The organism is Bacteroides xylanisolvens (genome assembly GCF_018289135.1).
In the GTDB taxonomy this organism is placed as follows: Bacteria; Bacteroidota; Bacteroidia; order Bacteroidales; family Bacteroidaceae; genus Bacteroides; species Bacteroides xylanisolvens.
Genome location: NZ_CP072216.1, coordinates 4,150,982 through 4,164,085 on the forward strand (window position 1 = coordinate 4,150,982; position 13,104 = coordinate 4,164,085).

The 13,104-nt window shown below is 43.0% G+C and carries 7 protein-coding genes; all 7 read right to left on the reverse strand.

The annotated features are described in order from the left end of the window. Position 1: 1 nt before the first annotated feature. The gene (locus INE92_RS17660) at positions 2-1,870 is read right to left on the reverse strand and encodes an FAD-dependent oxidoreductase (RefSeq protein WP_195436471.1); all 1,869 of its coding nucleotides are present in this window, start codon (positions 1,868-1,870) and stop codon (positions 2-4) included. Positions 1,871-1,923: 53 nt separating this feature from the next. Next, on the reverse strand, positions 1,924-3,036 hold the full coding sequence (locus INE92_RS17665; RefSeq protein ID WP_195436470.1) for a glycoside hydrolase family 88/105 protein: 1,113 nt from the start codon (positions 3,034-3,036) through the stop codon (positions 1,924-1,926). 29 nt (positions 3,037-3,065) lie between these two features. After that, positions 3,066-5,516, reverse strand: a complete 2,451-nt coding sequence (locus INE92_RS17670) for a beta-glucosidase (protein WP_195436469.1) — start codon at positions 5,514-5,516, stop codon at positions 3,066-3,068. Positions 5,517-5,595: 79 nt separating this feature from the next. Beyond that, complete coding sequence (locus INE92_RS17675) at positions 5,596-7,803, reverse strand: glycoside hydrolase family 3 N-terminal domain-containing protein (RefSeq protein WP_195436468.1); 2,208 nt, start codon at positions 7,801-7,803, stop codon at positions 5,596-5,598. A 311-nt stretch (positions 7,804-8,114) separates the two neighbouring features. After that, positions 8,115-9,764: a hypothetical protein gene (locus INE92_RS17680; RefSeq protein WP_008642450.1), complete on the reverse strand. Its 1,650-nt coding sequence runs from the start codon at positions 9,762-9,764 to the stop codon at positions 8,115-8,117. Positions 9,765-9,775: 11 nt separating this feature from the next. After that, entirely contained in the window at positions 9,776-11,338 is a 1,563-nt protein-coding gene (locus INE92_RS17685) for a hypothetical protein (protein WP_008642449.1), read from the reverse strand. Between the two features lie 98 nt (positions 11,339-11,436). Next, on the reverse strand, positions 11,437-13,077 hold the full coding sequence (locus tag INE92_RS17690) for a SusE domain-containing protein (protein ID WP_134993367.1): 1,641 nt from the start codon (positions 13,075-13,077) through the stop codon (positions 11,437-11,439). Between the last annotated feature and the right edge of the window lie 27 nt (positions 13,078-13,104).

Sequence of the window (13,104 nt, forward strand, 5' to 3'; positions counted from 1 at the left end):
TCTACGGTTTGATGTAAGCTCCCGGAACTTCCAACAATTTGTTGGGTTCGTTGAAGCGTTGGTTATCGGGCACATCGCGTTTGCCCAGACCCGCTTGCATAAGTTGCTTCAGTTCCGGCAGGTGATGATGATAGATGTCGCGCGGCTCTACACGATGCTTGTGGCAGAGTCCGGCTGCCATACCTACTACTTCACCCATCATGCCGGTAGTACGCATCACACGTACCGTACCCAAAGCTACATGGGTGCAGCTCATATTGCGGCCTGCCATAAAGAGGTTGTCCACATTACGCGAATAGAGACAGCGATAGGGAACGGCATAAGGATGAATCCAACGATGCACCGTAGCCGACTTGAATTCATTGCCGGGAAAGCGGACACTGTTCACGCTGTCGGGGAAGTGAAGGTCGATGCTCCAAGTTGTGGTAAACGAAGCATCCTCGTGCGCCACATTCTTGTCTATATCGTCCTGTGACAGTACGTAGTCGCCCAAGAGACGGCGTGATTCACGTTTGCCTGAAACATACGCCACCCAGTCGAGGGAACGGTTGGCGTACTTCTTATGGTCTTTATAGTGATTCTTCAGATAGCTCCAGTTGGAATATATCACCAAAAGTCCATAGTCGCGTACACGTTCAGCTTCGCTGACTTGATTACGGTTCATACCCGTTTCCCATTTCCACTCGCCCATGGTTACAGGCTCACAGTTTTCAGCGTCAAAGCGCACGCCATATTCAAAATGAGGAAATGAGGTTTTCTTCTTCATATCCTTGCTATACCATTGTATAGAAGCCCCCATCACCAATGAGTCGGGTTGCTCGGGAGCAAGGCTCTCGCCATATTCATCGCGGCCTTCACGTCCCATAGCCCAATCGGCACCGGCTAAATAGCCTATGGTAGCATCACCTGTGCAGTCGCTAAAGAGAGGAGCAGTAAGTTCAGTTTGTTCGCCCGTCTCGATGTGCTGGATAGTGACTGACGCAATGTGGTCTGCTTGCATCTTCACGGCTACCGCACGCTGAGAAGCATAAAGGGTAATGTTCTTTTCGGCATCTATGAAGTCTTCTTTCTTCCGGTCTTCATAGTAGTCGCCCGGTTGGGCATTGCCGGAACGCTCATGGCCAAACTCACGTATCATACGACCCAATCCCTGATTAGGCCCCATTTCGATGATACCGCCGAGATGTACACGAATCTCTGACGAGTTATTGCCGCCCAATATAGGACGGTCATTCACTAGTGCTACCTTACAACCTAATCGGGCAGCAGATGCGGCAGCACACATTCCGGCTATTCCCCCTCCTACTACCACAAAGTCGTATTGATGAGCGGGCACCGGCTGTTGTTGTCGCAGGCGGGTACGAAGTGCGGCTGTCTCTGCCGCATCCCAGGTAGCGGGCTGCGTATTCGCATCGGTCGTAAGGTAAATGGCATCGCAACGACCGTCGAAACCGGTGAGGTCTTTCAGCGCAAGGGTGGTAGTCCCTGCTTTCAATACTGTCTTTCCGGCAAATTGCCATTGCCAGGAATTACCTGTATGTCCTAATGTAGCTTTCAGCAATTTGCCGCCTAAAGCCAGGCGGAATTTTCCGGGACCTTCGGCATCGGTCCAAGGTGAAGTCCAGTTGTAAGTACGGGCATATACGTAGTAAGTGCCCGCCTGGGGAATGTTGATTTCTGCCGTAGCATCCGCCACAGGGATGCCCATGCCATGTGCCATGAGATAGGGCGAACCCATTTGATCCATGAACTGCTGGTCGAGCACCCAGCCGCCCCGCTGGCTGAAGCTTTCTGCTTCGATGAGCAGTTCTTCGGCTACAGCCACAAGGCTACAGGCTACGGCTATGCATGTCAATAAGAATTTTTTCATCACAGTACAGCGTTTTTATGATTATTGTCTACTATCTTCACAGAGGGAACAGATTATCTCGCCATTTTATAAATTTCATTGCCTGCCATCAAAAAAGCACCAACTCCATAAACCTCCGTCATGTCACGAGTCACTTTCTTCGGATCGGCACCGATTTGCTGCACATAACCCAGTTTCCCATTCGGTTCCACAGCCGAGACTAATGCATTCCAGCCTTTTATCATTACAGGAAGATAAATTTCCTTATCCAATAAACCTTCGTTTATTCCATAAGCAATGGAATAGACAATGAAAGTAGTGCAACTCGTTTCCGGTGATGGATAAGAGGCAGGATCCAAGAGACTGACATGCCAAAAACCGTCCGGATGCTGCAATCCGGCAACACGTGTAGCCAGTTTTACAAATAATTCCTCATAGAATTTGCGGTTCTTATCTTTCTTGGGCAGTTCCTTTAATATTTCAACCAGACCACCAAGCACCCAACCGTTGCCACGTCCCCAAAAGACTTTCTTGCCATTGGCTTCGCGCTTATCAAAATAACGCCAGTCACGGTAGAACAAGTTTTCTTCTTTATCGAACAGGTAATCATAAGTCGCTTTATACTCACGATTCATAAATTTGATATATTTTTTCTCTCCGGTCAGCATATACAGTTTGGCATATACAGGGGGAGCCATAAAGAGAGCATCACACCAAGTCCAACGTTCCAAGGTCTTTAAGTCTCCCTCCACCAGCTTGAAACTGCCTTCGGACGGATGATTGACAATCCATTCCGTACGGGCGAGCGTAGGGATAATCATTGCTTCGTCTTTGTACTTGCGGTATAAATCCAAAAAGGACTGTGATACAGCGATGTCATCAGCATGGTAAAACCGTTTGTCCGGCTGCCAACAATTCCGCCGCCCGATACGAGTCAGCCACTTATAATATGTATCATCATTGTCTTCTTTTTCAGCCAATTCCGCCCAATCCACCATGCCGACATAAAGAGCACCTTGCGGCCAGTTCAAGTCGTCATGTTCAGGAGCGGGGTGTGGATTGGCAATCTGCCAATCCGCCACCTTTCGCATGATAGACTTTATTTCTGCTTTTTGAAAAGGAGTCTCTGTTGCCATTATAAAAACGGAACATAACAGAGACACTCCCAATAAAAGTGTTTTTTTCATTATATATTTATTTGTTTATCATTCAGTCATTACAGTTCAACCATAGCCTTTAAAGGCAATTGACTGGAAGCAGGACCGACTAAGATCTCAAAGTCTCCTTTTTCCACTACAAAGCGATGCTGATTCATATCATAAAAAGAGAATGCATCCTCATCCAGCACAACAGAAACCCGCTTCTTCTCCCCTTTCTTCAAGAATACCTTTTCATATCCTTTCAGTTCTTTCAACGGACGGGAAACAGAAGAATGTACATCATGCACATACACCTGTGCCACTTCCGAAGCATCCATCTTACCTGTATTCTCTATATCAAAGCTAACGGTAACCTGATGCTCACCCGTTTTCTCTGCAGCCATATTACTATAAGCGAAAGTAGTATAGGACAAACCGTAGCCAAACGGATAGAAAGGTTCTTTTCCCGAACGGTCGTATCCACGATAACCGACAAAGACACCTTCGGAATAGTCTACACGCTTAATCTCCGCCTTTAAGTTCTCGTAATAACTGCCGTGCACCGGATTATCGTCCCATTTCCGCTCGATAGAAATCGGTAGCTTTCCGCTTGGAGAGATCTTACCGGTCAGGATTTCAGCTATCGCCTGGCCGCCTTCCTGTCCCGGATACCAGACCATAAGAATCGCTTTTGCGGCATCATACCAGTTGGTGAAATCCACACCGCCACCGGCGTTCAGCACAACCACAACATTGGGATGCATGGACGCAATCTTCTTGATAAACAATTCCTGATAGCGAAGCAAGGCAAACGGACGGTCAAAGCCTTCGCCTTCGGTATTACTATTGAAACCTGTGCAGAACACAACATTATCCACCTTTGCCAATCCTTGACGAAGTTTCGCCTCATTAAGGCTATAAGCATTAAAACGAATGATGGCCGAAGAAATATTATCAAAGAATTCAATCCGGAAACGGTATTCCTTACCACCCTCAACCGGCAGTTCAACTTCACGGCTAGAGTATGAATGATTTCCCCAATCTCCTGTAATATGCTTGTCATTCACAAACAGACGATAACCGTCATCACCACCGATATGAAGTTTCAACTGCCCGTCAGTTTGTGGCATGTAGCAGGCTGTCCAACGGACAGAGAATCCATCTGTCGGAAAGCCGTCCAAAGGTGCTCCATATCCCCAGTCATAATCAACAGAGGATTCCGTGCGTATTACTTCAGGCTGGCCCGAAAGGGTCTTGTTTTTAAAGTATTCAGCTTTGAAGCCTTTCATCTGACGATTAGCATCAGTATAAAACTCATGGACAATATCTTCATAAATCACATCATCCGTCAATAGTAACAGATTCTTTTTCTTCAATTCTTTCAAGCCTTGAGCCACTGATACGGTAGAAAAAGGAGTGACAAAACCACTGCCGCCACCGGTAGGAATCAAATTTGCATTAGGCCCCATTACGGCTGTCTTTCCTTTCAGTGGGAGCAAGTTTCCTTCATTCTTCAACAGGACTACACCCTCGCGCGCCAGTTCTAAAGCTGTCTGGCGGGAGAAAGGATTATCCTCTGCGATGTTGCTGTCTTTCTGTTCCTTATCCAGCATACCATAAGCAATCAAAGTTTGCAGGATGTGTTGTACTTTCAGGTTGATGGTTTCTTCTGTCACTGTGCCGGCTTTGATAGCAGGCAACAGATTCTCCAAATTCATAAAACGTCCTTTCGGCATTTCGAGGTCAAGTCCGGCGTTAGCAGCGCCTACGGCGGAATATACAGAAGTCCAGTCCGACATCAGAATACCTTTGAAGCCCCAAAGATTGCGCAAGACATCAATATTCAACCATTTATGTTCGGTGGCATGGACACCGTTCAACAGATTGTAGCTGTTCATTACGGCACCGACATTGGCTTCCTGTACAGCTTTTCGGAAAGCCGGGAAATAGATTTCCTGCAAAGTACGTTCGTCTATGTCAGAGCTGGCATGGTGGCGGCTCCATTCCTGGTTGTTGGCAGCAAAGTGTTTGATTGTAGCAATGACTCCTTCCGATTGTACTCCCAGGATATACTGTTTCGCCGTTTCACCTGTCAAGTAAGGGTCTTCACCGAAGTATTCAAAGTTACGGCCACACAACGGAGCACGATAGATATTCACGCCCGGACCAAGCAGGATATTAACTCCTCTTGCCTTGGCGTCCTGTCCCAAGCCTTGCCCTAATTTATAAAGTAATTCCCGGTTCCAAGTAGAAGCGGAAAGTATTCCGGAAGGATATAAAGTGCTCTTGGGAGCATGATTACGAATTCCCTGCGGCCCGTCAGCCAACTTGATTTCAGGTATTCCCAAACGGGGGATGGCACGCAGAGAAAAACTGGTATATCCGGAGATATACTCTATTTTCTCTTGCAAAGTCATTTTTGTTACAATGTCCTTCGCACGTTGTTCGGCTTGGGGAGTGATTGTCTGTGCACAGGTTAATATGCTCCATAGCATACATAAACCTATGCCTCCTATTTTCTTTTTCATGGTGATTCTGTGTTAATATAATATGTGTAAAAAACCAACTTAGCTATCAGCTCTTCACACACTTTTGTTCTTTACATTTTTAGTCTATCAGTTCTATTTTAACGGTCTGTCCTTGTACCAGAATATGATATTCGCCGGCTTCAAGGAAGCGTTTACCATCCTCATTGACAAAACCGAAATCACGTTCCAGATCGATGTCGAAACGGAAAGTCTTCGTTTCTCCGGCTTTGATAAGTTGTTTCTCAAAGTGTTTCAGTTCTTTCACCGGACGGGTGATAGAGCAATAAGGATCGGAGATAAACCAATGAACAGTCTCTGCTCCATCGCGGGCACCGGTGTTGGTGACGGTCACTTCTGCCGACAGTTTATCGCCACGCTTCACTTTAGTAGCAGAAGGGGTAACAGTGCCATACTTAAATTCGGTATAACTTAATCCATGCCCGAACGGATATAACGGATCGCTTGTTATATCTTTATAAAATCCCTGATGTCCGCGTCCGCTCTTGCGGCGATTATAATAAATAGGAATTTGTCCTGTGGAATAAGGGAACGTCATGGCTAGTTTACCGGAAGGGTTGATACGTCCTGATAAAATACCTGCCATTGAACGTGCACCATTTATTCCCGGTTGCCATATCTCCAATATAGCATCACAAAGAGGTTCCATGCGATTTAACTCCAAGGGACGTCCATTAGAAAGTACCAATATAACAGGTTTACCAGCCTCCTTTAGCTCTTTCACCAATTCTTCCTGAATCTGTGGCAAAGCAATCGTAGAACGGGAGGCATTCTCACCACTCCAGGTAAGCATCTCGCCCAAACAAACAATGACTACATCAGACCAACGAGCAACGTCCAATGCGCCAGCAAAACCTGAACGGTCATTGCCCTGCAGTTTGCATCCCATTGCATAACGTAATTCGGCATCTCCTCCAAACTCGGCAGTCAACCCATCATAGAGCATTTCCACATCCGTATCTTTTCCATGTCCGCACCAAGAACCCAATAAGTCCCAACCATTTTTTGCCATTGGACCTACTACGGCAATCTTTTTTTTGTTTGTAAGTGGTAATATCTGATTGTCATTTTTCAACAACACCATTGATTCTGCTGCCAGTTGAGCGGCCACAGCCATACTTTGCGGACGGAAAAAACGATCCTTCTCATTAGTAACCGGAGTATAAGGACGTTCGAACAAACCCAGACGAAATTTTACACGCAATACCCGACGAACTGATTCGTCAACTTGTGCCATTGTTACCTTACCTTCCTCTACAAGCTCTTTCAGATGACGATCGTAGGCATGAGACATCATATCCATTTCAAGCCCCGCATTAAAAGCATACCGAGCAGCATCTTTCTTTGTAGCGGCTAATCCCTGATTCTTTAACTGTTCCACAGCCCCCCAGTCAGACACAATGAACCCGTCATGTTTCCAGCGTTTCTTTAATATCTCGGTCATGATATAAGGATTAGCTGACCCGGGTACTCCACTGATGTCATTGAAAGAACTCATCAAAGTGGCCGCACCAGCTTTCACTCCCATCTCATAGGGAAGTAGATAAGTATCCCAAAGAGTTTGAGCTGAAATTTCGGTATAAACATAATCTCGCCCAGCCTCCGAAGCACCATAACCTACATAGTGTTTCAGACAAGCAGCCATACGGTTCTCTGCTGACATATCATCTCCCTGATACCCACGCACCGAAGCAGCGGCAAACACTCCATTTGTATAAGGATCTTCACCATATCCTTCGGCTACACGTCCCCATCGAGGATCACGTGCCACGTCGATCATGGGAGAAAAAGTCCAATCAACCCCAGACATACGGGCTTCTTGTGCAGATACCGCACATGCTTGTTCTACCAATCCCGGATTCCATGAACAGGCCTGCCCCAACGAAATAGGATATATGGTGCGAAATCCATGAATAGCATCGTAGCCAAAAATGATGGGAATGCCCAAACGAGATTCTTCCATCGCTTTTTTCTGCATACTATTACGCAACTCTGGATTTATATCAAAGTAAATCAAAGAACCAATCTCTGACGGTACTTTTTTCACTTCTTCGCCAACATTATTCACATTGTTATTTCGTCCCAATGTATATTGGTTTAGCTGCAAAATCTTTTCCTCCAATGTCATACGCGATATTAAATCATCAATACGTTTTTCAATTGGAGCTTTGGCATCCTTATACAAAGGAATACTCTTTTTATCTTTTGACGAAAGAGAATGTGTGACTCCCAATAGGCACAATCCCAAAATCAAAACTTTTTTTCTCATCAATGTTTTCGTCAGTTAATTATTATTTCTAGTTTTCAGATGTATATCAAGCAATACGTAAGCAAATAATTATTCCAGCCATTCCATACACTTATCATTTACCTAAGTACCAGTTACTTACAATCAGTTCATTGGAGATATATGCCCAACACGTTGGATCTATAGATCCAATATGCAGCATATATAGATCCAATACGTAGCATATATATGGCTAACATCTTGGAGATATATCCCCAACGAACCGGAGAACTATGACCTGCCAATACATTCATTTCCAACAATTAATGTATCTCGTAGCAATTGACTATGACTTACCGAGCGGTAACTTCAAATAACTTCAACCATCCGGCAGATGTTACATTGTTCTTTACAGCAAGGTGAATTCCAATCTCATTCTGCTTTGCCGTGTCAACAATCCCAACAGCCCACATGTATTTACCTGCCTCCACGCCTTCAATCCGGGTTGTAAACGTATATGATTTAGCCGTACCTTTCACCCAATCACAAGCTTCCGGTTCTCCATCAACAAATACATACTTCGGTTTATCATTCTTGGTGTCCAATAAAGCAAAAGCCACTTTATATTTATTCTTCCACTGGGGAATATTCGTCGGACAATATCCCCAACCAAAATTATTCCAACGGTGCGCTATTTCAATCTGTTTACCATTAGAGATAGTTGTAGGCAAAGAAATTCTGTCCGGAAATAAACGGTAGCTTCCTTCTGTACAGAATTGTTTAACTAATTGGAAAGCTTCATTAAACCATGAATAAGTTTCTCCATTGCGAAAGTCTGAATTATAGCGTAAATCCATCATATTGACGCAGGCTGTTTTAGCCTCATCAAACTCACCCTGACGTACTTCTGCATAATTGGCATATCCATCTCCCTGAATCGAGTTTCCATGAGAATTTTTCACCCAGCCACCTTCCATTACTACAGGAACGAGATACTTCCACTTGGCTATAAAATTGCGTTCCCAAGTAGAATAATAAGTTTTCATACCAAACGCATCGTGACGTAATGAATATCCTTTAGCTACTGCTTTTCCTATTAATCTTTCAGTATCTTTATCATAATTATTGCCGTCCCATTCCTTACTTGTACCTATCCAACGATGATAATTTACAAACACAGGAACTTTATCAAATACTTGAGAATATAAATCTGTCACCCAATCGAAAACAGCCTCACGAGTCGGCAGCTCCGGTTTTCCCAACTCACGCACCTGATAGTACCATACACTATGATACTCTCCCCATTTTCCAAATCCTGAACCACTTACAAACTGTACTTTGTCGGGATCATTAAAATCCTTAGCCAAAGCCCTGATAAATTTCTCATAATATTTCTGGAAAATAGGATCATCCGGATAGGGAGACCATACTTTTACTGAACCTGTTTGTGTTTCATATCCTTTCGCGCCAGCCTCTTTTACAAAATTCGGAGTAAAATTATAGTGCTTATCACGGCTATCCACCACAAAAGTAAAGGCCAATTTCATATTTCTTTGCTTAGCTCCCTCTATCAACATCTTCAGTCGCTTAGCCGAAGGGGTATCACAATCGGAGTTCCATGCATATTTTCCTTCTTCAGGATTAAAATCAGCCCAGGCACCACGAAGGTATAAGGTATTTGCATAATCAGAGACCTTTACAGTGCCTTCCGATGACGGGAAATTATCATAATCCTGCCAGAATGTGGAAGATAAACCATCACCAATACCCGCATATAATACCCATCCGGAAAGAGGATTATGCAAAATGATATTTCGATTCTGCTTTACCGTGACAATGCTGTTTCCAGGAATAGAAGTATCTTCTACCAAACCATCATCACCATTACCACCTCCTTCTTCATCATTATCACTGCCGCAAGCGACTAATGATATAGCCATAGAAAAAATAAGCCCACAACTTATTTTTCTCAAACTGCACATATTTTGAAAATTAATCTTCATACCTATAGCTCTTATTTTTTTATGCTTACTTTCGACAATTTTAACCAGCCCGAATCCAATATATCCCCTTTGGCGGCAATGTCCAGCCCTATGAGATCTTTATTACTCCGGTCAACCAAGCCCACAGCCCAAACATAAGTACCCGTTTCAACTTTGGACATATCCGGCTCAAATACATATTCAGCGGGACTTCCTTTTATCCACTTCGATAAATCAGTATTCGTATCCACAAATGTATATCGCACCTCATTCGTTTCAGAATCGAGCAAAGCGAAAGCTACTTTATATTTTTGGTTCCATTGCGGAATATTAGTAGGACAGTACCCCCATCCCAAATTGTTCCAGCAATGTTTAATAGTCGGAGTTGTTTTTTTAGAGACTTCTAACGGTAAAGAGATCTCACTGGGGTAGAGCCTATACCCGCCTTCCCGAAGGAATCGGCGTACTAAATCAAAAGCATCTTTAAACCAAGACTCTGTATCGCCAAAACGGAAATCCATCATATTGACATGTGCCTCTTTGCTGTCATCAAACTCACCGCGTCTTACGTCCTCGTGTGAATCCTTACGATATCCTCTAGGATCCTGCCAATAACTATGTGATTTGACAATCCAGCCACCTTCCATAATAATGGGGCAGATATTACGATATTTTTTTGCGAACCTACGCTCCCAACTGCCATAATAGGTTGTCATGCCAAATGCATCATGACGCAATGAATATCCTTTCTTGATTGCTTCTTCCAACATTTCTTCACTGTCAGCAGCAAAATGTTCATCATCTACCCAATCTTTTCCCGCACCAATCCATCTATGGTAGTTAATTACTACTGGAACTTTATCAAAAGCTTGAGAATATATATCTGTCACCCAATCGAAAACTGCTTTCTTTGGAGTATCATCACCTGTTGAATAAATCATTGTATGATATTCTCCCCATTTCCCAAGTCCGAATCCATCTATAAATTCAACTTTCGAAGGATCGTTGAAATCTTTAGCCAGGGCCTTCACAAATTTAGTATAGTACTTCTGAAAAACAGGATCGTCAGAATAAGGTGACCATTTACCTTTATTCATAAATCCTTTTGCACCGGCATCTTTTACAAATTGAGGAGTAAATTCTGTTCTCTTATCACGACTGTCAACTACAACACGAAATGCCAAACGCATATTCCGCTGATAAGCTCCTTCAATATATGCTCTTAAATTAGAATCTATTTTCCAACCATATACATCTTCCTGTGGATTAAAATCTGTCCAACTAGCGCGAATATAAAGCGTATGAGCATAATCTGTCACACTAACATTGTGTCCTAATTCAGGAATATACATATGGTCATACTGTGCCCAAAAATCCGCAGCATCCACTCCCATACTTGCATAGAGCACCCATCCTGTAAGCGGGTTATGAAGAATACGCAAAGAATCAGGCTGAATCGTAACTATGTTATTCTCCGGTAGTTCCTTATCAAATGAAACGGCTGAATTCTCGTCTCCGAAAACAGGAGATAAAAGGAACATAAACAGACAAAGAGACACAATTACTCTATAATAACTAATCTTTCTTATAACCATACTACTAATTGTTTTTTAAAGAGTGCTATATCATTGTTCTCTTTATTCATATAAAAATCACGAGATTGATATAGCACTCTTAATTTTATCCTGCTTGATTATCTCTTATCAAAGAAGACTGTCAGTTCTTTAATATCTAATTCTATGTAATTAACTCCTACAGGTACACTAAAGAAGGCATAGCGGTTGTGAGATTGCCCTCCGACTACAGTCTGTTTCTGATTGTAGTCACTCTCTGCAATATCAAGGCAACCGTCATAAGATCCTCTGATGGCATCTGCTGTTGAGCCAAAGGTATAGCAACCTGCACTTTGCGGTCCGACTTTAAAGTTCAATCCACCCGGATGTGCATTTCCATCTTTGTCTTTAATGGAATTCTTTCTGGGTAACTCCGCTCCTTTGTATATAAACAAATAAGGATTTGCCAAACTAGGTGTCATAGAATGAGCCATAGTGAATCCTGTATCACCAGTGCCATCTTTAGCCCATCCATCGTATGGTCCCCAAATAAAGACTCTTTCAATAGTGGTAGTCACCGTATTATTGTTCCATGTCCACGAAACAACCATTGGTTTAGGATCTGTTTCGGGGGAGTAAATCGTAACCTTTTTAGTATTTATGTTAATCACAATACGATAGACACCCGCAATCTTAATATTCCAATGATAACCAAGCGCAGCTGTTTCCGGACTCATTGTCGAGATATTCATTGCTGTACCATCTGTAAAATCGCCTGATTCTTCGGGAGCAATAGCCATATCTTTCTGTCCATTAAACAAGATCGGGAAATAAATAGTACCTGGTTGCAGTTCTGCATGGAACGCATATTGATTTTCATCTTCTATCGTGCGAGTCATCTCTACATCTGCGCTAACACAAGTTCCGGCAATATAGATTTTATCAGCTTCTATAAAATTACTAGCCAAACCTATAGTAACGGTACGTGTTTCAAAATCTACCACTACACGATACTGCCCATCTTCAGGAATCACCCAATATCCAGCATTATCTATCCCCTTAATTTTAGCTTCCATTGCTCCATCAGTTATCTGTTGTTCTGCAGCAACTGGTGAGATGGCATTAATCTTATTTTCATCTTTCCAAACAATCGGGAAGTGAAGATTACCTGCCTTCAAGTCACAAATGGAAACATAACGCTTCGGCTGACTTTCCATTGGCAAGATTTCAAGATCTTCACCATCAACAGCTGTGCCTGACATATAAAGATGGTCTGCTACAAAAGTCTTTTCAGAATACATCTTTACTTTTATAGTAACTGTAGAAACTTCCGGTTTTACAAACTTAGGCCCTTCTACAGAACCGATAATACGGGCTTGTAACTTTACTAAATCACCAGGCTGCTGCTTCCACTTTGACACCAATAAACTCTGCAATTCTTTATGAGTATAACTTTTAGAAAAATCATCATCAATATACTCCCTTATCATTGTGTTTGTTCCAAAACTGTTATTTTCCAGATCCATTTTATAAAGATAGGAAATATAATAGTCAGAGCCTATTGGGTCAGCTTCCGTCCAGTTTAACGTCAATGCAACCTCATCTGGGGTATCTTCCTTGAGTTCTATTTCATAATCAGAAGGAGTAAGAACTAAACTTGTACGATTGTCGAGCGAATTAGTAGCATCGTCATCATCATTGCATGCTACTATGAAACACGAAGCGAGTGTCAGGAAGAAGAACCGTAAAAGGTTCTTCTTAAATATATATCCGTTTTTCATATCTATATTCAATATATTAATATTATA

Coding starts and splice junctions, on each gene's coding strand:
- INE92_RS17660 (WP_195436471.1), bottom strand. CDS start 1,870: ATGAAAAAATTCTTATTGACATGCATAGCCGTAGCCTGTAGCCTTGTG.
- INE92_RS17665 (WP_195436470.1), bottom strand. CDS start 3,036: ATGAAAAAAACACTTTTATTGGGAGTGTCTCTGTTATGTTCCGTTTTT.
- INE92_RS17670 (WP_195436469.1), bottom strand. CDS start 5,516: ATGAAAAAGAAAATAGGAGGCATAGGTTTATGTATGCTATGGAGCATA.
- INE92_RS17675 (WP_195436468.1), bottom strand. CDS start 7,803: ATGAGAAAAAAAGTTTTGATTTTGGGATTGTGCCTATTGGGAGTCACA.
- INE92_RS17680 (WP_008642450.1), bottom strand. CDS start 9,764: ATGAAGATTAATTTTCAAAATATGTGCAGTTTGAGAAAAATAAGTTGT.
- INE92_RS17685 (WP_008642449.1), bottom strand. CDS start 11,338: ATGGTTATAAGAAAGATTAGTTATTATAGAGTAATTGTGTCTCTTTGT.
- INE92_RS17690 (WP_134993367.1), bottom strand. CDS start 13,077: ATGAAAAACGGATATATATTTAAGAAGAACCTTTTACGGTTCTTCTTC.